22 protein-coding genes are annotated in these 18,944 nt (G+C 60.6%); 8 read left to right on the forward strand and 14 right to left on the reverse strand.

What is annotated here, in order from left to right; genetic code table 11:
* Positions 1-16 precede the first annotated feature (16 nt).
* The 11 genes from AABM55_RS12190 to nirS form a co-directional block, all read right to left on the reverse strand.
* Complete coding sequence (locus tag AABM55_RS12190; RefSeq protein ID WP_347929690.1) at positions 17-1,510, reverse strand: cytochrome D1 domain-containing protein; 1,494 nt, start codon at positions 1,508-1,510, stop codon at positions 17-19.
* Positions 1,507-2,346 carry a uroporphyrinogen-III C-methyltransferase gene (gene cobA, locus AABM55_RS12195; RefSeq protein WP_054596841.1) on the reverse strand — a complete coding sequence of 280 codons (840 nt, stop codon included), beginning with the start codon at positions 2,344-2,346 and terminating at the stop codon, positions 1,507-1,509. Before cobA ends, AABM55_RS12190 begins: the two co-directional genes overlap by 4 nt.
* Before the next feature lie 70 nt (positions 2,347-2,416).
* A complete protein-coding gene (gene nirJ / locus AABM55_RS12200; RefSeq protein WP_347929692.1) occupies positions 2,417-3,595 on the reverse strand; it encodes a heme d1 biosynthesis radical SAM protein NirJ in 1,179 nt (392 codons plus the stop codon).
* Between the two features lie 26 nt (positions 3,596-3,621).
* A complete protein-coding gene (locus AABM55_RS12205; protein WP_054596843.1) occupies positions 3,622-4,125 on the reverse strand; it encodes an Lrp/AsnC family transcriptional regulator in 504 nt (167 codons plus the stop codon).
* Positions 4,100-4,543: an Lrp/AsnC family transcriptional regulator gene (locus tag AABM55_RS12210; RefSeq protein ID WP_054596844.1), complete on the reverse strand. Its 444-nt coding sequence runs from the start codon at positions 4,541-4,543 to the stop codon at positions 4,100-4,102. Before AABM55_RS12210 ends, AABM55_RS12205 begins: the two co-directional genes overlap by 26 nt.
* Positions 4,536-5,051, reverse strand: a complete 516-nt coding sequence (locus AABM55_RS12215) for an AsnC family protein (RefSeq protein WP_347929693.1) — start codon at positions 5,049-5,051, stop codon at positions 4,536-4,538. The genes AABM55_RS12210 and AABM55_RS12215 overlap by 8 nt, the downstream gene beginning before the upstream one ends.
* The gene (locus AABM55_RS12220) at positions 5,048-5,506 is read right to left on the reverse strand and encodes an Lrp/AsnC family transcriptional regulator (protein ID WP_054596846.1); all 459 of its coding nucleotides are present in this window, start codon (positions 5,504-5,506) and stop codon (positions 5,048-5,050) included. Before AABM55_RS12220 ends, AABM55_RS12215 begins: the two co-directional genes overlap by 4 nt.
* A 1-nt stretch (position 5,507) precedes the next feature.
* On the reverse strand, positions 5,508-6,686 hold the full coding sequence (locus AABM55_RS12225; protein ID WP_347929694.1) for a cytochrome D1 domain-containing protein: 1,179 nt from the start codon (positions 6,684-6,686) through the stop codon (positions 5,508-5,510).
* Entirely contained in the window at positions 6,683-7,009 is a 327-nt protein-coding gene (locus tag AABM55_RS12230; RefSeq protein ID WP_103315261.1) for a cytochrome c, read from the reverse strand. Before AABM55_RS12230 ends, AABM55_RS12225 begins: the two co-directional genes overlap by 4 nt.
* A gap of 16 nt (positions 7,010-7,025) precedes the next feature.
* A complete protein-coding gene (locus tag AABM55_RS12235; RefSeq protein ID WP_347929695.1) occupies positions 7,026-7,340 on the reverse strand; it encodes a c-type cytochrome in 315 nt (104 codons plus the stop codon).
* 24 nt (positions 7,341-7,364) lie between these two features.
* Positions 7,365-8,987 carry a nitrite reductase gene (nirS, locus tag AABM55_RS12240; protein ID WP_237143001.1) on the reverse strand — a complete coding sequence of 541 codons (1,623 nt, stop codon included), beginning with the start codon at positions 8,985-8,987 and terminating at the stop codon, positions 7,365-7,367.
* A 268-nt stretch (positions 8,988-9,255) separates the two neighbouring features.
* Here nirS and AABM55_RS12245 point away from each other — a divergent pair, with 268 nt between their 5' ends.
* The 6 genes from AABM55_RS12245 to AABM55_RS12270 all read left to right on the forward strand — a co-directional run bounded on the left by AABM55_RS12245 (position 9,256) and on the right by AABM55_RS12270 (position 14,952).
* The gene (locus AABM55_RS12245) at positions 9,256-10,059 is read left to right on the forward strand and encodes a CbbQ/NirQ/NorQ/GpvN family protein (protein ID WP_347929696.1); all 804 of its coding nucleotides are present in this window, start codon (positions 9,256-9,258) and stop codon (positions 10,057-10,059) included.
* Entirely contained in the window at positions 10,043-10,630 is a 588-nt protein-coding gene (locus AABM55_RS12250) for a cytochrome c oxidase subunit 3 (protein WP_347929697.1), read from the forward strand. The genes AABM55_RS12245 and AABM55_RS12250 overlap by 17 nt, the downstream gene beginning before the upstream one ends.
* 11 nt (positions 10,631-10,641) lie before the next feature.
* Complete coding sequence (locus AABM55_RS12255; protein ID WP_347929698.1) at positions 10,642-10,899, forward strand: cytochrome C oxidase subunit IV family protein; 258 nt, start codon at positions 10,642-10,644, stop codon at positions 10,897-10,899.
* A gap of 261 nt (positions 10,900-11,160) precedes the next feature.
* Positions 11,161-11,601 (forward strand): cytochrome c, encoded by a 441-nt coding sequence (locus AABM55_RS12260; RefSeq protein ID WP_054596854.1) that lies wholly within the window; start codon positions 11,161-11,163, stop codon positions 11,599-11,601.
* Between the two features lie 3 nt (positions 11,602-11,604).
* A complete protein-coding gene (locus AABM55_RS12265) occupies positions 11,605-13,032 on the forward strand; it encodes a cbb3-type cytochrome c oxidase subunit I (RefSeq protein WP_347929699.1) in 1,428 nt (475 codons plus the stop codon).
* 78 nt (positions 13,033-13,110) lie between these two features.
* Positions 13,111-14,952, forward strand: coding sequence for a VWA domain-containing protein (locus AABM55_RS12270; protein WP_347929700.1), 1,842 nt, complete (start codon positions 13,111-13,113; stop codon positions 14,950-14,952).
* Positions 14,953-14,975: 23 nt separating this feature from the next.
* On the opposite strand, the gene AABM55_RS12275 is transcribed toward AABM55_RS12270, so the two are convergent.
* Together AABM55_RS12275 and AABM55_RS12280 are read right to left on the reverse strand one after the other, a co-directional pair.
* Positions 14,976-15,176: a protein DnrP gene (locus AABM55_RS12275; protein ID WP_081013795.1), complete on the reverse strand. Its 201-nt coding sequence runs from the start codon at positions 15,174-15,176 to the stop codon at positions 14,976-14,978.
* Positions 15,173-15,856 (reverse strand): Crp/Fnr family transcriptional regulator, encoded by a 684-nt coding sequence (locus AABM55_RS12280; RefSeq protein ID WP_054596857.1) that lies wholly within the window; start codon positions 15,854-15,856, stop codon positions 15,173-15,175. Before AABM55_RS12280 ends, AABM55_RS12275 begins: the two co-directional genes overlap by 4 nt.
* Positions 15,857-16,450: 594 nt before the next feature.
* Between AABM55_RS12280 and AABM55_RS12285 the strand changes: the two genes are divergently transcribed.
* Together AABM55_RS12285 and AABM55_RS12290 are read left to right on the forward strand one after the other, a co-directional pair.
* Positions 16,451-17,641, forward strand: coding sequence for an NnrS family protein (locus tag AABM55_RS12285; protein WP_347929701.1), 1,191 nt, complete (start codon positions 16,451-16,453; stop codon positions 17,639-17,641).
* A 28-nt stretch (positions 17,642-17,669) separates the two neighbouring features.
* On the forward strand, positions 17,670-18,107 hold the full coding sequence (locus AABM55_RS12290; protein ID WP_054596860.1) for a hypothetical protein: 438 nt from the start codon (positions 17,670-17,672) through the stop codon (positions 18,105-18,107).
* A gap of 75 nt (positions 18,108-18,182) precedes the next feature.
* Here AABM55_RS12290 and ytfE read toward each other — a convergent pair whose 3' ends face one another.
* Positions 18,183-18,857 carry an iron-sulfur cluster repair protein YtfE gene (gene ytfE, locus AABM55_RS12295; RefSeq protein WP_347929702.1) on the reverse strand — a complete coding sequence of 225 codons (675 nt, stop codon included), beginning with the start codon at positions 18,855-18,857 and terminating at the stop codon, positions 18,183-18,185.
* Positions 18,858-18,944 lie beyond the last annotated feature (87 nt).

The following is an 18,944-nucleotide window of genomic DNA, read 5'->3' on the forward strand; positions in this document are numbered from 1 at the left end:
GCGATCGGCACAAGGTCTAGTGTGAAGTGCCCTCGGCAAACTCGATTTTGTTGCCGACGTTGTACTTGCCCGAGGGCTTGTTCATCGGCAGGCGCTTGATCTCTTTGAGGGTGTTGCTGTCGTAGACAATCAGCGCACCGTCGGTGGCCCAGATACTCAGCAGCAGGTAGCGACCGTCGCGGGTGAATTCGACGTGGGCGGCGGTCTTGCCGGGCATCGGGCGTAGTGTGTGGGCGATTTCCAGGGTCTGTTTGTCGATCAGGTGAATCGCATCGTTGTCGGGGCCGAAAAATACATCAGTCCAGGCATACCGCGAATTGACATGACTGCGCATGAAGAATCCTGGCCCCAGGGTCGGTATTTCCTTGATCAGTTTCCAGGTCTTGAAGTCGATGACCGAGATCAGGCCCTTGCTGATGTTCGGCGTGGCGAACACCCACTCACCGTTACGTTTCCAATACGTCCCCGACCCCAGGTGCGGCATGCCTGGCAGCGGAATGTCGGTGACCACCTTGCCACTGTCGAGGTCGATCACCTGGCCGCCCTTGGCTTTGCGCGATGTGGCCAGCAGTTGCTTGTAGTCCGGTGAAAAGGAAAAGTCGTCCAGCACATCCTCTGCCTTGATCCGTCGCGGTTCGAAGTCCGGTGTGCCGGCGCAGGGCAGCTCCCAGACTTCCTTCACATCCTTGAGTGCGACGATGAAGCTGTTACGCGGCGGGGCTGTGTACACCGCGCTGACCCGCGACGCGGTACCGTCCTGACCGATCGCCGGGATCGTTTTGACCAGCGACAGATCGCGGGCATCGAGCACCACGAGATTGCCTGGCAAGTAGTTGCCCACCAGTACCCAGCGGCCATCCTTGCTCACCGCCAGGTTGCGGGTGTTGAGCCCGGCGCGGACCTCGGCGATCAGTTTCAGGTTGTGCAAGTCATACAGACTGATCCAGCCATCGCGAGAGGCCACGTAGACGAAGCGTCCATCCGGCGAGAACTTCGGCCCGCCATGCACGGCAAAGTGCGAAGCAAACCGTGCCAGCACTTCAAAGCGGTCGCCGTCGAGGATGTCGATGTGATGATCGCCGGCTTCGACCACCACGAACAGGTTCAGTGGATCGGCGCCATGCTGAGGAGTGTCGGGCAGCTTGTTGATATCAGTGAGAATGGAATGACTGCCGCGAATGTCATCGTTACTCCAGGTGGGAGGGGTGGCGGGTGGTTGCTGAAGGTAATCCACCATCGCGTCGATCTGCGTGGGGTTGAACACGTTGGCATACCCGGTCATCTGACTCGCGGGGCGACCGTTCTGGATAACGCTGCGGATTTCGTCAGGTTTGATCCGGCTCAGACTCTCCGGCAGCAAGGCCGGCCCCGCACCGCCGAAACGGTTGGCGCCATGGCAGCTCTGGCAATGCTGTTGGTAGAGGTTGGCGGCCGCATCGGAGGGCAGAACCGCCGCACCGGCATGAGCCGGACCGATCCACAACAATGGGGCAAGCAGCATCCGCCTCATATCGCCACCTTGGGGTAGCGTTGCAGCGCTGGGGCGGGGTAAAAACGCGCCGGGTATTCCTGTTGTTGAGTAGCGAACAGATCAACCACTTTGCCGATCACCGTCAGCGTCGGAATGCCAGGTGGGCAATCCTGCGCCAGGGTCGGTAACTGGTGCAGCCTGCCTCGAGCAACATGCTGGTCGGGCCGCGTACCGTTGCTGATCAGCGCCGCCGGCGTGTCGGCGGGCATTCCGGCCTCGATCAAGCGCTGCGCGATAATCCCAAGGTTCGATAACCCCATGTAAAACACCAGGGTCTGAGTGCTGTCTGCCAGGCTGCTCCAGGGCAGTGCCAACTCTCCATCGCGTTGCAGGTGCCCAGTGATGAAACGGCAGGAGTTGACCAGATCCCGATGGGTCAGCGGAATGCCGGCGTAAGCGCTACACCCGGAGGCGGCAGTAATGCCGGGGACCACCTGGCAATCAATGTTACGTTGCAGCAGATACTCCAACTCCTCGGCGCCACGGCCGAATATGAACGGGTCGCCACCCTTGAGCCGGACCACGCGCTGCCCCAGATCGGCGAGGTCGGCGAGTAGTTCGTTGATCTGTTCCTGGGGCAGGCTGTGGCAGCCGCTCGCCTTGCCGACGTAATGCCGGGCACAGGTGAGGGGGATCAGCGTCAGCAGCTCGGGGCTGATCAGGCGGTCGTAAACCACGGCGTCGGCTTGCATCAACAGGCTCCAGGCACGCAGGGTCAGCAAGCGTGGATCGCCGGGGCCGGCGCCGACCAAGGCGACTTCGCCCGGTCTGAACGGGGACTCAAGTGCAGCCGGTAAAATAATCGATGGATGCATGGGACGTCCTTGGTGCTTCATCAGGTGGTCCGGCCCCATCCTGTGTCAGATGGCTCGCCAGGCGTGTGCTTCAGTGCATGACGCAAGGGATGATCGTTGAGGGTGGTATGCCGATTTCTTCATCGCTGAGGTGGCAACCGGGGTCCTGGCCCCAGAGATCACCTTCGGCCCAGGCGCGGGTGCGGGTATTGCCGTTGCAGATGCTTAGCCAGCGGCATTGACCACAGCGGCCACCGACGGCCCGAGGATGCGCGCGCAGCTGCTGCAACAAGGCGTCCGGGCGATCCAGCCACAGTGTGCGAAACGGCGTGTGCCGGACATTGCCCACCGAGTGCTGCCACCAATAGGTGTCGGGGTGTACTTCACCGGTGTTGTCGATGTTGGCGATGCCGCTGCCCGAGGCGTTGCCGCCCCAGGCGCGGAGCATATGTTCCAGACGCGGGTAATGTTCGGGTAGATGCAGGCCCACCCATTGCAGCAAGAGAATCGCGTCGGCGTCGTTGTTGCCGCTGACAAAATCGCTGTCGCGACCGTGCTGGATGTCTTCCCAGGCCCGTTCGAAGATCAGCGTCATCGCCTCGCGGCTCATCTGCTGTCGGGCGTCGAGCTGGCGGCTGCGTTTGCCGCGACCGCTGTAGTTGAGGTGCGACAGATAAAACTTTTGCACGTCGTACTCGCGCATCAACGCCAGCAGCTGGGGCAGCTGCGCATGGTTCGCCTGGGTCAATGTGGTCCGCAGCCCGACGCGAATGCCTTGTTCGCGACAGAGCTGGATCGCGTGCATGGAGCGGGCGAAGCTGCCCTTCAGCTGGCGGAAGGTGTCATGGGTGGCTTCCAGGCCATCGATGCTGATCCCGACATAGTCGAACTTCGCCGCGCTGATCTGCGTGATGTTCTGCTCATCGATCAGCGTGCCATTGGTGGACAAGGCCACAAAGAAACCTTTGGCGCGGGCATAGGCACCGAGCACAAACAGATCCTCGCGCAACAGCGGTTCCCCCCCGGAAAGAATCAGTACCTTCACGCCAGCGTCGTGCAGGTCGTCAATCACGGTCAGCGCGGCGGCCGTATCCAGTTCGTCGCGAAAGACACTGTCGGCCGAGGTGGCGTAGCAGTGTTTGCAGGTCAGGTTGCAGCGCCTGAGCAGGTTCCAGATCACCACCGGCGGCCGGTTGCTGCCCGGAGGGCTGGTTCTGGGGGCAGGCACCCGGCCGGTCAGGGCGCGCAGATATTGGCTGATCCTCAACATGCAAATCTCCTTGAGCCAGCGTGTGTTCAGCGTGGTGCTGGCGGTAGCCGTAAACCGGTTTTTTTCAGGATGCGACTGCTCACCAGCATCTCGTCGGCGACACAGGCGTCGCCCAGCAAGTAGCGCAGGTGTTCGCGGTAGCTGTCGATTTCCTCGCGGCTGCGACCGTGGACCATGGCGAACAGGTTGTAGCGCCACGCGGTTCGTCGCGGGCGTCGATAACAGTGGCTGACAAAAGGCTGCGCACCGATCAGCGCACCGAGGCGCGGCATATCGGTGTCGCGCACATCCCAGACTGTCATGCCGTTGTAGCGATATCCGAGGCGATAGTGGTTGGGGACGGCGGCGATGCGTCGGATCGCGCCCTCGGCCTGCAAGCGCTTGAGCAAATCCAGGGTGGATTCGATACTCAGGTTCAGCTGTTCGGCTAGCCAGGTCCAAGGGTCGTCCAGCAGCGGCAGGCCCGCTTGGGTCAATTCGATCAGTCGGTGTGCCAGGGTGTCTTCAGACCGGGAAGTACAGACCGACATGGTAAGTCTCCTCTTTGGGCACGTTGAGCAGCGGCAAACCGGTCAGGGTTTCGATGTGCTGCAAGGTTTCGGTGATGCCTTGTTCGGTCGCGCAGCCGAGTACGAACCACATGTTCCAGGCGTGTTCGCGTCGATAGTTGTGCGCCACTTCAGGCAGGGCGTGCAGTTGCTCGGCGACCTCTTCGAACCGTTCTTCCGGCACCGCCAGCGCCGCGAGGGTGAAGGCGCCACCGAGGCGTTCGATGTCGAACATCGGACCGAAGCGCGTGAGTATTCCCTCACAGAGCAGTTCGTGGACGCGGTGGAGCAATTCAGTACTGCTGCTGTCCAGTTCGCTGGCCAGTGCCTGCCAGGGGTTACGCACCAGCGGCAGGCCCAGTTGCAAACGGTTGATCAGCCGACGGTCAAGATCATCCATGGGGCGTGGTTCCCGTTGAGGAGGCGGCAAAGCGTCCGCCGCACTGTTTAAAGACGTGGGTGCTGAACAGCAGTTGGTGGGGCAGGTCGCTCAGCAAGTGTTCTTCCAGCAACGCCTGGATCTGCGCCTCGACCTGCGCGCGTTGGCGCCCGTGAACCATGCAGAAAAGGTTGTAGCGCCACTGCGGCAGGCGCCGCGGCCGTTGATAGCAGAGGGTGATACCGGGCGCTTGCCCCAGGCGTTGGCCGACTTCGTCGATCAGCGCGTCCGGAACATCCAGCACCAGCATGGCGTTGGCAGCAAAACCCAGCGCGCGATGGTTGAGCACCAGACCGACCCGCCGAAACAGCCCTTGTTCGTGCCACTGATGCATTTGCGCGAGCACCTGGTTTTCATCGGCGCTTATCTGTTCCGCGAGGGCCTGATAAGGCCGTGATACTCTCGGCAATCCGCCTTCCAGATGCCGACGTAGCGCCAGTGCCTGTTTGGGGCTCAATCCCGGCTTCATGGGCCTTCTCCCAGGGCAAAACCGAGGTTGATGCGGTAAGCGGTCAACATCGGCAGATCCAGCGGCGTGAGGCCGGTATCTTTCTCGAGTTCGTCGAGTACGCGTTCGATGTGTGGGCGATCAGGCCCGGTCAACACAAACCACAGGTTGTAGAAATGCTCCCGTGCGTAGTTGTGATTGACCTCGGGATACTGGCTGACGCGCTCGGCGACTTGTTGCAGGCGTTCGGCGGGCACGGCGAAGGCGGCGAGGGTGCTGGCCCCGGCGCGGCTGTGTTCGAACACCGGGCCGATCCGCGAGAGGGTGCCGGCCTGATCCATTGCTTGCAGGCAGGCCAGCACTTGCGCCTCGTCGCAACCGAGGACTTTGGCGATCTCTTTATACGGTTCCGGGCACAGTGGCATGTCGTGCTGGAAGCGATCGATCAGTTGGCGACTGAGCAGGTCGAGGTTCATTTCAATAGCCCATTTTCTGTGCGCGACTGCTGAAGAAGATGCCACTCGGCGCGATGGCGGGAAGGGTGCTCAGCAGTTTCAGGCTGTACGGGTCCCAGACCTGAACCTGATCGCCATCGCGTAATGACAGCCACAACTGGTCGCCGCGCGCGGTGAACTCCATGTGCAGCACCGCCGGCCCCGGTCGCAGGTCGGCGACCACGGCGTGGGTTTCGGTATCGATCACCTGAACCCGATCATTGTCCGGATAGGCGAAATTGACCCACAGCTGCCGACCGTCTGGCCGTGAGGTGACGAACACCGGCTGCCCGGCCACAGGGATGGCCGCGGTCTGCTGCCAGCTGCGCGAATCCATTACCAGCACTTGATGGCGGCCGACGGCGGGCACGAAGGCCTGGTTGTCAGCAACCGCCCAGCCTTCCAGATGGGGCATCTTGTAGACGGGTAATTTCACCTGGCCGCGCCCGTAATCACCAAGCACCCGCAGCACGCCACGCTCCAGATGCCAGAGGTCGAGTTGGGCCATGCCGTCTTCGCCGAACAACCCGGCCATGTAATAGCGCCCATCCGGGGTAATCAAGGCATCGTAGGGCTGTTGGCCGATGTTCTTGAAGCGGTTGATCTGCGGTGTGTTGCCTCGGCTGAAGTCGGCGGTCCAGATTTCGCCGCTATCGAACAGGCTGAACACGAAACGTTGTCCGGGGGCATCCACCAGACCAACCACCCGAGAGCGTTTGCTGCCATCGGCCAGGGCTGTGGCGGGAATGTCGGCCACCTGTTGCAGGGTGTTGGCATCGAATACCTTGACGCCGCCGGGCACATAGTTGGACACCGCGATCAACTTGCCGTCCTGACTGATTGCGCCGCCGATGCTGTTGCCGCCCTGGATGACCCTATGGTCGATGCGTTGGGTCAGCAGGTCGATTTTGCTCAGTCCGCCGTCGCGACCGAACACATAGGCATAACGCTGGTCGTGGGAGAACACCACCGAGGCATGGGACAGGTCGCCCAAGCCTTCGAGGCGAGCCAGCGCGGTGCGGGTGTCGCTTTCGATGATTTGTACGCTACCGCTGGTGCGCTCAATCACTACACCCAGGTCGCCCGTGCCGCGCAGGGGGGACTGAACGCAGGCGGATAACAAGAGGCCGGTCGCCGCTGACAGCAGGATTGAACGGATCATGATGCGGGATATCCCTGGAGAAGAAGATTGACCAGCCAACGGATGTCGTCAGCACTGAGCAGCGGGCCCCAGCCGGGCATGGCGGTGCCGGGGCGACCTTGGGTGACGGTGGCAATCAGGCTGTCCCGGGGCTTGCCGGACAATGCGCTACGGGTCAGTTCAGGGCCCAGCCCACCGGTCATTCGCAGCCCATGACAGGCACCGCAATCCTGGGCCAGCAGGTGTTCGAGTTGCGCCTGACGCTTGGCGTCCGGCGTCGCTACCGAGGTCGCGCAAATGAGGAGGAGGGCCGCCAGAAGCACCGCGTGTCGATAAACCTTCATGACGCCCTCCCGTTGGCTATTTGAGACTCAAGACCCAGGTCGCGAGGGTCTGCGCTTCTTCATCCGTTACTGGGTTGGCCGGCATCGGTATCGGTCCCCAATTGCCTTGTGTGCCGTTCTTGATGTGGTTGGCCAGGGTATCGGCGGCACCGGCGACACCAGCGTTCTTGGCGGCTACCTCCTTGAGCGCCGGGCCGACGAGCTTGGTGTCGATGGCATGGCAGGCGGCGCAGGGTTTGCTCTTGAACAGCTCTGGCGCGTCTTGCGCCATCACCGGTTGCAGGCTCAATGCGCCAGCCAGGACGATCAGTGATATCAGCGTATTTTTCATGACGATTCCTTTCATTGATGGAGCTCAATAAATGTCGTGTTGGGTGTTGTAGACGTTGAATTTTCCGGTGGGCGTAATCAGCCGTTTGTCCTTGATGACTGATTTGAGCTTCAGGGTTTTGTCGTCGATCACCACCAGTGCCGACTCGTCTGCCTGGCCACTCCACACGGAGAACCAGACCTCATCGCCGGCCTTGTTGTACTCCGGTTGTACGACGCGCATGGCCCCTTGCTTGATGCCGGCGTACTCGGCGATGGGCAGCACGGTGTAGCCGGCGTCGAGCTTGTCGAGATTGAACACCGCCACCGACTGACTGAGCTTGGCGTCCGGGTTGAGGGTGGTGTCGACATACAGGTGGCGCGAGTTGGGGTGGGTCTTGATGAACAACGAACCGCCGCCCTGGCCCTTGAGCGAGGCGACCTGTTTCCAGGCGTATTGCGGGTGTTTGATCGGGTCGGTGCCGATCAGCGAGATACCGTCATCTCCCAGATGGCTGGTGGCCCAGACTGGCCCGTAAGCCGGATGGTCGAAGTTGGCGCCGCGGCCTGGGTGAGGGGTTTTTCCGACGTCCACCAAAGCAGTCAATTTGCGCTCTTTGGAGTCGATCACGGCGATCTTGTTGGAGTTGTTGGCGGCGGTCATGAAATACCGATGAGTGCTGTCCCAACCACCGTCATGCAGGAACGGCGCGGCATCGATGTAGGTGACGGTGAGGTTTTTGATGTCCTGGTAATTGACCAGCATGACCTTGCCGGTTTCCTTGACGTTGACGATGAACTCCGGCCATTCGTGGGAGGCGATGATCGCCGCGACCCGGGGTTCCGGGTGGTACTCCTGTTTGTCGACGGTCATGCCACGGGTCGAGACGATTTGCTTCGGCTCCAGGGTTTCGCCATCCATGATGGTGAACTGCGGCGGCCAATAGGAACCGGCGATGGTGTATTTGTCTTGGTAGCCCTTGAACTTGGAGGTCTCCACCGAGCGTGCTTCGATGCCCACTTTGACTTCGGCGACCTTGGTCGGCTCCACCGGCCACAGGTCGATCATGTCGATCCGGGCGTCTCGACCAATCACCAGCAGGTAGCGACCGGAGGCTGAAATACGCGAGATGTGCACCGCATAACCAGTCTCGATCAGCTTGACGATTTTCTTGCTGTCACCGTCGATCAGAGCGATCTTGCCGTCATCGCGTAACGTCACCGAAAACAGGTTGGGCAGATTGAGTTTGCTCAGCTGTTTTTTCGGACGGTCCTCGGGCTTGACCAGTACTTTCCAGGTTTTCAGCGTCTCGGCCATGCCCCATTCCGGCGGCGTTGGCGGCGTGTGCTGAATGAACTTGGCCATTGCCGTGATCTGGTCCTTGGTCAGGGCGTTGGACGTCCCCCAATTCGGCATGCCCGCCGGTGACCCATAAGTAATCAAGGCCTCCAGATACGGTTGCCCACGGGACTGGGTGATGTCCGGTGTCAGTGGTTTTCCGGTGGCACCTTTGCGCAGAACGCCGTGGCAACCGGCGCAGCGCTGGAAGTAGATCTCCTTGGATGCGTCGAAGTCGGCCTGGCTCAGGTCCGGCGCTCCCGCGGTTTTGACCATGGGCGGGGTGGCTGCTCCTGCGGCAGGTTCCTCAGCGGCAACGGCATGACTCATTGCCAGGGCCAGCGTTGAACACAGTGTGGCGGCAGTCAGAGCAAACGTTTTTCTATTGCTGATCAGCATTCCATTTCTCCTCAGGCAAGACCTTTGCGATGTGCTTTGACGGCAGCGCAGAACGCAGGTTCTTAGTGCCGTGCAAGGCTATGCCCGAGCAGGCCAATGCTCGCTTGACCGCGATCAAGTTTGCCGGCCATGTCACTTGCCAGGTTGTCGCAGGCGCTCGTAGCGTGTTGCTTGAATCCGCTTTTGGAACAGGCAGCCCATGGACCGTATCCCGTCTTGCGAACACCACGTCGAACCGTTCTACCAACCGCTGAATAATGAGCAGGCGCTGTTCGAGCAGGCCTGGCGTCACGGCATGCCGGTGCTGATCAAAGGCCCGACCGGGTGCGGCAAGACCCGTTTCGTCCAGCACATGGCCCACCGGCTGAAACTGCCGCTCTACACCGTGGCTTGCCACGATGATCTAAGTGCCGCCGACCTTATCGGCCGGCATTTGATCGGCGCCGAGGGCACGTGGTGGCAGGATGGGCCGTTGACCCGCGCGGTGCGAGAAGGAGGTATCTGCTACCTCGACGAAGTGGTCGAGGCCCGTCAGGACACCGTGGTGGTACTGCATCCACTGGCCGATGATCGTCGGGAATTGTTTCTGGAACGCATCGGCGAAGTGTTGAAGGCGCCGCCCTCATTCATGCTGGTGGTGTCGTACAACCCCGGTTACCAGAACCTGCTCAAAGGCATGAAACCCAGCACCCGCCAACGCTTCGTGGCGATGCGTTTCGGCTATCCGCCGGTGGCTGACGAAGAGCGCATTGTCGCCAGGGAAGCGCAGGTGGACTGCGCCCTGGCGGCGCAAGTCGTCAGGCTGGGGCAGGCGCTGCGCCGGCTCGATCAGCATGATCTGGAAGAGGTCGCCTCAACGCGGCTGCTGATTTTCACGGCGCGAATGATCCGCTCCGGCATGAGTCCGCGTGAGGCGTGCATGGCCTGCCTGGCCGAGCCGTTGAGCGATGATCCGCTGACGGTTGCGGCGCTGATGGACGTGGTTGATGTCCACTTCGGCTGAGCCCAGGGGCGTTGTGCGTGGTCACCTGCCGGGCGACTTGGCGATGTGGTTCTTCATTCTGGCCGAGCTGTCGGTGTTCGCCGTTCTGATTCTGGCGTTCGCCGTGACCCAGGCGCTCAAGCCGCAGCTGTTCGGCGAAAGCCGTCTGTTGCTCAACACCTCTACCGGCCTGGCGATGACCCTGAGCCTGCTCACCGCTGGGCTGTTCGCCGCGCTGGCTCAGGAACAAGTCAGGCGCTCTCGGTCCCGCCACGGCGCCGTGCTTTTGTTGGCAGCGTTGCTTGCCGGCAGCGTCTACGTGGTGTTGAAACTTACCGAATACCAGCACTTGCTGGCCTCGGGGCTGGGCATGGAGCACAACACTTTTTTCACCCTCTACTGGATCCTCACCGGTTTTCATTTTCTCCATGTATTGCTCGGCATGGTCATTCTCGGATGGTTGGCCGAGCGTTGTCGTCGTGGCTTGTACAACGAAGACAACCGCAGCGGGTTTGAATCCGGTGTGCTGTATTGGCACATGGTCGACCTGATCTGGGTCGTGCTGTTTCCGCTGGTCTACGTGCTGAATTGACGGGGGGTTTTATGTCCGCTTCCAGGTTACTGCTGGTCTGCTGGGCCGCGCTGGCCACGTTAAGCGTGTGCACCGTTGTGTTGTTACAAGTCGGCGCGACGTGGCTGTTGCCCATTGCCATTTTGCTGGTGGCGGTTGGCAAGGCCTGGCTGATCACCGATGGCTTCATGGAGATGCGCCATGCGCCGCGATTGTGGCGCCGGTTGATGGTGAGCTGGGCGCTGGTTTTGGCAGTCGTTGTGGGGCTGACGCTGGTGTTGGTCGACTAGCCAACCCGTGGCGAGGGAGCTTGCTCCCGTTGGGGCGCGCAGCGGCCCTAAAACCAGTCACCGCGAATATTCAGATAGAAAGCAGGCACAGGTTTACGGCTGCTTCGCAACCGAGCGGGAGCAAGCTCCCTCGCCACGGGTAGTGCCTGGCATCCTGGTGCCTATACCCGACCAAAACCATCTGGCTTTCTTGATCGCCATCAAGCGGGTTTCAACCCTTCGCTTCCTATCATGGACGGGCCAAGCAACGAGGAAGCGACCATGTCAGAGACCTTCACAAAAGGCATGGCCAGGAACATCTATTTCGGGGGAAGCATCTTTTTCTTCCTGATATTCCTGGCTTTGACCTATCACACGGAACAAACCTTTCCAAAGCGCAGCAATGAAGCGCAATTAACTGAATCAGTGATACGCGGCAAAACGGTCTGGGAGCAAAACAACTGCATCGGCTGCCACACATTACTGGGCGAAGGCGCCTACTTTGCGCCTGAGTTGGGCAATGTGTTCCAGCGCCGGGGCGGGGAGGACGGCTTCAAACCCTTCCTGCATGCCTGGATGAAAATGCAGCCGTTGGGCATACCGGGCCGGCGAGCGATGCCTCAGTTCAAGTTGAGTGAGCAGGAGGTGGACGACATCGCCGAGTTCCTCAAATGGAGCTCGAAAATCAATACCAATGGCTGGCCGCCAAACAAGGAGGGCTGAGAGATGAGCATGGCTAATCCGCATCTGAAATTTGCCTCGCAAGCTGTGGCCAAACCCTACTTCGTGTTCGCCTTGATGCTGTTTCTTGGTCAGGTGCTGTTCGGTTTGATCATGGGCCTGCAATACGTGATCGGGGATTTTCTGTTCCCGATCATTCCCTTCAACGTGGCGCGAATGGTCCACACAAACCTGCTGATCGTCTGGTTGCTGTTCGGCTTTATGGGCGCTGCCTACTACTTGATTCCGGAAGAGGCCGATCGCGAACTGCACAGTCCAAGGCTGGCGCTCATTCTGTTCTGGGTATTCGCCGCTGCTGGTGTGCTGACTATCCTCGGTTACTTGCTGGTGCCTTATGCCGGCCTGGCCAGGTTGACCCACAACGAGTTGCTGCCGACGATGGGGCGCGAGTTTCTGGAGCAACCAACCATCACCAAGATGGGCATTGTGCTGGTGTGCCTGGGCTTTCTCTACAACATCGGCATGACCCTGCTCAAAGGTCGCAAGACCACCGTCAGCATGGTCATGATAACCGGGCTGATCGGGCTGGCGGTGTTCTTCCTGTTTTCCTTCTATAACCCCGGCAACCTGGCCCGCGACAAGTTCTATTGGTGGTGGGTGGTGCATCTTTGGGTGGAAGGCGTGTGGGAACTGATCATGGGGGCGATGCTGGCCTTCGTGCTGATCAAAATCACCGGTGTAGACCGGGAAGTCGTGGAGAAATGGCTGTATGTGATTATCGCCATGGCGCTGATTACCGGGATCATCGGCACGGGTCACCACTTCTTCTGGATTGGCGCACCTGAGGTCTGGTTGTGGGTCGGTTCAATCTTCTCCGCGATGGAGCCGCTGCCCTTCCTGGCGATGGTGATATTCGCCTTCAGCACAGTGAAGAACCGGCGTCGGCAACACCCGAACCGCGCCGCGACGCTGTGGGCCAAGGGCACCACGGTGACGGCCTTCTTCGGTGCGGGCGTCTGGGGCTTTCTACACACCCTGGCCCCGGTCAATTTCTACACCCACGGTTCGCAACTGACGGCAGCTCATGCTCACCTGGCCTTCTACGGGGCTTACGCGATGATCGTCATGACCTTGATCAGCTACGCCATGCCACGCTTGCGCGGGTTGGGTGAGGCCGGCGACGAGCGCTCGCAGACTCTGGAGATCTGGGGCTTCTGGATGATGACCCTGTCGATGGTGATGATCACGTTGTTGCTCACCGCTGCCGGTGTTGTACAGATCTACCTGCAACGCTGGCAGGCTGACGGAATTGCCTTGCCGTTCATGGCCACGGTCGAACATTTGCAGGTGCTGTTCTGGACGCGTCTGGGGGCCGGGGTCGGTTTCCTCGCCGGGCTGCTCTGCTATTTGTTCAGTTTCAAGCAGCGGGGGCGTGCCGCCTTGCGCGCCCCGGCGGCCGTGGTGCCTTCATGAGCCGGGTTAACGGCTAGAAAAGGTCGGCCCGGCTGATACAGCGGGCCGTTTTTTTGGTGTCCAACAAGGGCAAACAGCATGGCCTTTACCGTCGAACTGGAAGAGTGGGTAGGCAGTGCCTGGCACCGCTTCATCACCCGGCGCGCCAGCCCGGATTTCCCCGAAGCACGGGTTGAACTGATCAACCAGCAACGCCCACTGGCGCTGTTGTTCCGCGCCATGGGCGGTGCCAATGGCATCGGGCTTGAAGCGGCCAGCGACCGCGATCTGCTGCTGCGGCGTAACGTGCTGCAGCAAATCGCCGGCACCTGCAAACAAGTGCCCTTGGCGTGGTGTGACGAAAATACCCTGCGGCTGCCGTCGAGCCTCGCGGTGTTCCCTGAAGTCGCACTGAATGAGGAGCTCTATCGTTGGCTCGCGTTGCTGGCAGCGCAGGCTGGTCGGATGCGGCATTGGGGGCGGGACAACCAGCGCTGGACGCAATTGCTGTTGCGGCGCTATCCAGCACTACGCGCGCGCTACCAGCGATTGGTCGAGGCCCACCTGCAATTGCGCCCGGACCCGGCCTCATTGAGCCGTAGTGAAGCGGCACTGGAGCGCGTCTTATGCCAGGCGTTGCGCGAGCCGGGCAGTGTCGAGAATTTTCCGCGTAGCGAACGGGCGGCATGGCCGCTGCCGTTGTGGTTGTACCCGCCGCAACATCTCGCCAGCCCGCTGGCGGCCGATCTGGGTGATGAATCCGAAGAATCGTTGACGACTCCACCCGGCGAGCAGAAAGGTGGGCGCAAACGCGCCAAACGCATTGATGACAGCCCCCGTGACGGTGGATTGTTGGTGGTGCGCCTGGAGAACCTGTTCAGTTGGACCGAACACGTGGACCTGGATCGCTGGTCGGATGACAGCGAAGACCCGGACGCCGCCAGGGTCGCTGATGATCTGGACGAATTGACCCTGTCGCGCACCCGGCTGCGCAAGGGCGGCGGGCTGAAGCTGCACCTGGATTTGCCACCGGCCGATGTCGACGATATTCCCTTGGGCGAGGGCATCAAGTTGCCAGAGTGGGACTATCGAAAACAGCAGATGCAGGGCGACTTCGTCAATCTGCAAATGATGGTGCCCCGTAACTGTGATGCGCAGCCGCTGCCGCCTCGGTTGAAGGTTTCGGCGCAGCGCCTGCGACGCCAGTTCGAGCACTTGCGCAATGACCGTCAGTGGTTACGCCAGCAACTTCAGGGCTCGGAACTGGACATGCAGGCCTGGCTGGATTTTCACGTTGAACGCGAGCATGGCCAGTGTGCCGAGCGCGGTCTGTTCATGGAGCAACGCCAGACGCGCCGCGACCTGGCGTGCCTGTTGCTGGCCGATATGTCGATGTCCACCGACGCACACCTGAACGATGAGCATCGTGTGATTGATGTCATCCGCGACACGCTGTTGCTGTTTGGCGAAACCCTGTCGGGGCTGGGGGATGATTTCGCCCTGTACGGGTTTTCCTCACTGCGTCGTCAGCAAGTGCGCATGCAGGAACTCAAGTCCTTCACCCAGCGCTATGACGACAACACCCGCGGTCGTATTCAAGGGCTCAAACCTGGGTATTACACGCGCATGGGGGCTGCGATTCGCCAGGCCACGCGCCTGCTGGGCAGCAGCAAACGGCGCAGTAAACTGTTGCTGCTGCTGACAGATGGCAAACCGAATGATCTGGATTTGTACGAGGGCCGCTACGGTGTTGAAGACACCCGCGAGGCGGTGCTGGAGGCACGGCGTCAAGGACTGACGCCGTTCTGTATCACCATTGATCGTGAGGCCGGGGATTACCTGCCGTACATGTTTGGCGCCAATGGCTACACCGTGATCCGTCAGCCTGAGCAATTGCCGCTGCGTTTGCCGCAGTTGTATCGCCAACTGACTCAGCCTTGAGCCCGGGTCTGACTCAAGCGGCATCAACTGATGCCGCGCGGCAACCCGAAAAACATTGCTATGCAAAAGATTGTCAGGCCGATACAGAACCACCTGAACCGGCGCAGCCGACGTTCCTGAGCACGTTCGGCCATCGCCGGCAGGGGCATGCCGCATTGGAGGCATTCGGATTGTTTTGGCGGGTTAGGGTGTTGGCAATACAGGCAGACGGGCAAGGTGCTCACTCAAACTGCTCCAGGCGCAGACGATCAAGAATGGCGATCTGGCGGCCGTCCTGAGTGATGATGTTTTCATCGATCAGGCGCCGGATGATCCGCGAAAAGGTTTCCGGCTGGATCGACAGATGCCCGGCAATCAGCTGCTTGGCCATCGGCAGCTCGAAATGGCTGTTTACGGTTTGCTGGCGCACCAGTTGCGTCAGCAGGTAACGCACGACCCGGTGGGTGGCGTTTTTCAGGGACAAGGTTTCGATTTCATTGACCCGTTGATGCAAGCGAACGCAGAGCTTGCCGAGCAACGCAAAGGTCAAGCGGCTATTGCTCTGAAGCAGGCGCATGTAGGTGCTGTTGGATAACCGGTAGAGCTGGGTGGGGCAGACCGCCTCGGCCGAGGCTACATAATTGGGTGTGTCCATCAACATCATCGCCTCGGCGAAGGTTTGTCGATCCCCGATGACTTCAAACACTTTCTCCTGCCCATCGGGTGTCAACCGGTAGATTTTCACCGCCCCGGCAATTATGAAATAGAACGAATCTGCCGGCTCACCCTGACGGAACAACGGCTCGCCTTTGTCGATGCTCAGCAAGTGGCTGGTACTCATCAACTCATCCAGCTGTTCTTCATTCAACGGCTCGAACAAGTGATGACTGCGCAGAATCTGGTGATGGACACGATGAAGCACCATGGAAATTCATCCTGAAGATTGAGGAAGGAGCGGTTATCCCGTCAAACGAGGCCCAGGGAGAGACTGCTGGCCAGGGCCAGGACTGAGGTCAACACCACAAACCAGGCCAGTGGCTGGATGATTTTTTTCATGACGACTCCGGGCAATCGAGAGGGATCCAGGATTTCTATAAGGTTGCCCATGCAGAGCAAGACGTGGGCCAGGCTCGGAGGCCTTTGTTTAGTGGGGTTCTCAGGTGTGAGGGTAAAAAAGACTATGCTGCCTGGGGTGTAAATAACCATTAAAGGGTCATTTCTACCCTGAGCCGATCACCCCGTGGTGAGGGGGCTCGCCCCCGTTCGGCTGCGCAGCAGTCGTAAAACTGGCTGATGGGTTCTATATGACGCGTCGCGGATGCTGGTTTCAGGAGCGCTTCGCACTCCAACGGGGCAAGCCCCCTCGCCACCGGGGTTCGAATGAGTATCGGGGCACGCCCCTTGCACACTTGATCTGCGACAAAGGCAATGGATCGGTAATACCCGATGATGGCCCCGGGATTTACCTCGGCGCCTGCGGGTTGGTGCCAGGTCCGCAACAAGGCAGAGGAGTGGCTTTATGCAAGTGCTTGAGCGCCGTAAAGCGTTGGCGATCCCACCGCTGTTACGGCTGGCCTTTCGGCCATTTTTCCTCGCGGGCTGCCTGTTGGCGGTGCTGGTCATACCGCTTTGGCTGGCCGCCTTCAGTGGTGGGATTTCCGGCTGGCAGCCGGCAGGCGGTTGGCTGGGCTGGCATCGGCATGAACTGTTGTTCGGGTTTGCGCTGGCGATTATCGCGGGCTTTCTGCTGACGGCCGTGCAGACCTGGACCGGTCGCCCCGGCCTCAGCGGCAAACCGTTGGCTGCGCTGGCGCTGCTGTGGTTACTGGCGCGCGTGGCCTGGCTGGCCAACGCACCGTGGCCGTTGCTCGCGGTGCTGGAGCTGGCGTTCCCGTTGGCGGTGGCGGTCCTCATGGGCTTCACCTTGTGGAAGGTGCGGCAGAAACGTAACTACCCGATTGTGCTGGTTTTGCTGTTGTTGGCCGTGGCCGATGGGTTGTCCCTGTATGGCTTGGTCGAGGGGCATGAAGGCTGGCAGCGCCAGGGCGTGCTGACCGGCATCTGGCTGGTGGCGGCGATGATGGGGTTGATCGGCGGGCGGGTGATTCCGTTCTTCACCCAGCGTGGCCTTGGTCGGGTGGAAGGTGTTGCCGCCTGGCTCTGGCTGGATCGACTGCTGTTGGTCGGTTCGCCGTTGGTGGCGTTGTTGTATGCCGCAGGACCCGCGCTCGTTCCCAATGTCTGGGTGGGTCTGCTGTTCGCGGTGCTGGCGGCAGGGCATCTGGTGCGTCTGGTGCGCTGGCATGACCGGGCACTCTGGCGCGTGCCGTTGCTGTGGTCGTTGCACCTGGCCTATGGCTGGTTGGCGGTGGCGTGTCTCGGGATGGCGTTCTGGCATTTTGGCGTGCCGGTTAACCCGAGCCTGGCGGTGCATTGCCTGACTATTGGGGCCATGGGCGGCCTGGTGCTGGCGATGATCGCGCGGGTCAGCCTCGGGCACACCGGTCGTGCACTGGAGCCGCCGTCGGGCATGACCCTGGCGTTCATCGTGCTCAACCTGGCATGTCTGAGCCGAGTGGTGTTGATCCTGTTTTTCCCATTGCCGGCGTTGTGGCTGGCCGGTCTTTGCTGGACGCTGGCGTTTGCGTTGTTCGCCTGGCGTTATGGGCCGATGTTGCTGCGCACCCGAGTTGACGGTCATCCGGGATGAGCCAACGAACTGAAGGAGGCGGACGCTGATGTATCCCTATCTGCTGGTCACACACCTGTTGGCGGCGATTGCCTTTATCGGCACGCTATTTTTCGAGGTGGTGATCTGGCATCACGCCCGCCAGCATTTGATGGCGGCCGCGCAATTGACCGCGGACCAGACGATTGCAGTGCGCTCGCGCAAGGTGCTGCACGGCGTGGTGTTGCTGTTATATGGCGCCGGCATCGGTTTGGCATGGCAGTACCGGGGCGCATTGAGTCAGCCGCTGGCCAGCAGTTTTGGTACGTTGCTGAGCCTGAAAATCCTGTTGGCCCTGAGCATCATTGGTCATTACTTGCTGCTGGCCTATTGGCTGACCCACGCGCGCCTGACCGCGCCCCGCGCAAGCTGGATTCGCCGCAGCATCCTCGGGCACATGCTGTTGATCGTGATCCTGGCCAAGGCCATGTTCTATTGGCATGGCTGATCGCAAGACGTCCTTCATAAACAAAACCCGCGTCAACCGGTGGGATGGCGCGGGTTGGGTGTGGCCGGCAAGCGATCAATGGCGGGGGTTCAGGGCGTTAATGAACAACACGTTGTTTTCCAGGTGGATGTGCTGCATCAAGTCGTCTTTGAACTCCAACAGTCCGCGATAGAGCGCACGCCAGGTGTTGCAGGCATCGGCGGGCGGGATTATGTGATTGGTCAGGGCGAGCATCTTTTCCAGCGCTTCGCCATGTTGATCATGTTCGAAGCGCAGCACCTGGATCGGCGGAGCCGCTTGAGCACCGATGCCCTTTTGCAGCATCGGGAAGAGCACTTGTTCTTCCTTGAGCATGTGGCCTTCGAGTTCTTGTTGCATGTCGGTCAGGAGATCGGCCAAGCCATTGGGGCAGCTGCTGCGCGCGCCGTGGACGTGCTCGACCCGGCGGGCCAGACGGATCAGTTCCGGCAGTTGCTCGCGGTGGCGGGCGTGATAGCGCGTGAGGAGGTGGGCGATCAACAGTTCCGACGGCTCGTTGCGCCAGTCGTGCTGGGTTTCACCGGCGTCTTGCAGAGTGTGCAGGGCATCGGCAATCAGCATCGGGTCGAGGTTTTTGCCCTGGGCTGCTTCACGCAGGCTTTTATGGCCGCCACAGCAGAAGTCCAGTTTGAAGGTATGAAATATCCGGGTGGCACCGGGTATATCGCAGGCCAGTTGGCCGAGGCTTTGTTCCAGTAGGGTCTGGCTCATCGGGGTTCCTTATTTGGGTTTCAACGGTTCCCCAGGCTCATTGCATCCGGCATGCCATATTTAAACGACTGATTCATATGGATTAAT

This window comes from Pseudomonas helvetica, from assembly GCF_039908645.1.
Lineage (GTDB): Bacteria > Pseudomonadota > Gammaproteobacteria > Pseudomonadales > Pseudomonadaceae > Aquipseudomonas > Aquipseudomonas helvetica.

What these genes read in the sequence shown, in the direction of transcription:
- AABM55_RS12190 (WP_347929690.1), bottom strand. Translation starts at nt 1,510, where the DNA reads ATGAGGCGGATGCTGCTTGCCCCATTGTTGTGGATCGGTCCGGCTCAT.
- cobA (WP_054596841.1), bottom strand. Translation starts at nt 2,346, where the DNA reads ATGCATCCATCGATTATTTTACCGGCTGCACTTGAGTCCCCGTTCAGA.
- nirJ (WP_347929692.1), bottom strand. Translation starts at nt 3,595, where the DNA reads ATGTTGAGGATCAGCCAATATCTGCGCGCCCTGACCGGCCGGGTGCCT.
- AABM55_RS12205 (WP_054596843.1), bottom strand. Translation starts at nt 4,125, where the DNA reads ATGTCGGTCTGTACTTCCCGGTCTGAAGACACCCTGGCACACCGACTG.
- AABM55_RS12210 (WP_054596844.1), bottom strand. Translation starts at nt 4,543, where the DNA reads ATGGATGATCTTGACCGTCGGCTGATCAACCGTTTGCAACTGGGCCTG.
- AABM55_RS12215 (WP_347929693.1), bottom strand. Translation starts at nt 5,051, where the DNA reads ATGAAGCCGGGATTGAGCCCCAAACAGGCACTGGCGCTACGTCGGCAT.
- AABM55_RS12220 (WP_054596846.1), bottom strand. Translation starts at nt 5,506, where the DNA reads ATGAACCTCGACCTGCTCAGTCGCCAACTGATCGATCGCTTCCAGCAC.
- AABM55_RS12225 (WP_347929694.1), bottom strand. Translation starts at nt 6,686, where the DNA reads ATGATCCGTTCAATCCTGCTGTCAGCGGCGACCGGCCTCTTGTTATCC.
- AABM55_RS12230 (WP_103315261.1), bottom strand. Translation starts at nt 7,009, where the DNA reads ATGAAGGTTTATCGACACGCGGTGCTTCTGGCGGCCCTCCTCCTCATT.
- AABM55_RS12235 (WP_347929695.1), bottom strand. Translation starts at nt 7,340, where the DNA reads ATGAAAAATACGCTGATATCACTGATCGTCCTGGCTGGCGCATTGAGC.
- nirS (WP_237143001.1), bottom strand. Translation starts at nt 8,987, where the DNA reads ATGAGTCATGCCGTTGCCGCTGAGGAACCTGCCGCAGGAGCAGCCACC.
- AABM55_RS12245 (WP_347929696.1), top strand. Translation starts at nt 9,256, where the DNA reads ATGGACCGTATCCCGTCTTGCGAACACCACGTCGAACCGTTCTACCAA.
- AABM55_RS12250 (WP_347929697.1), top strand. Translation starts at nt 10,043, where the DNA reads ATGTCCACTTCGGCTGAGCCCAGGGGCGTTGTGCGTGGTCACCTGCCG.
- AABM55_RS12255 (WP_347929698.1), top strand. Translation starts at nt 10,642, where the DNA reads ATGTCCGCTTCCAGGTTACTGCTGGTCTGCTGGGCCGCGCTGGCCACG.
- AABM55_RS12260 (WP_054596854.1), top strand. Translation starts at nt 11,161, where the DNA reads ATGTCAGAGACCTTCACAAAAGGCATGGCCAGGAACATCTATTTCGGG.
- AABM55_RS12265 (WP_347929699.1), top strand. Translation starts at nt 11,605, where the DNA reads ATGAGCATGGCTAATCCGCATCTGAAATTTGCCTCGCAAGCTGTGGCC.
- AABM55_RS12270 (WP_347929700.1), top strand. Translation starts at nt 13,111, where the DNA reads ATGGCCTTTACCGTCGAACTGGAAGAGTGGGTAGGCAGTGCCTGGCAC.
- AABM55_RS12280 (WP_054596857.1), bottom strand. Translation starts at nt 15,856, where the DNA reads ATGGTGCTTCATCGTGTCCATCACCAGATTCTGCGCAGTCATCACTTG.
- AABM55_RS12285 (WP_347929701.1), top strand. Translation starts at nt 16,451, where the DNA reads ATGCAAGTGCTTGAGCGCCGTAAAGCGTTGGCGATCCCACCGCTGTTA.
- AABM55_RS12290 (WP_054596860.1), top strand. Translation starts at nt 17,670, where the DNA reads ATGTATCCCTATCTGCTGGTCACACACCTGTTGGCGGCGATTGCCTTT.
- ytfE (WP_347929702.1), bottom strand. Translation starts at nt 18,857, where the DNA reads ATGAGCCAGACCCTACTGGAACAAAGCCTCGGCCAACTGGCCTGCGAT.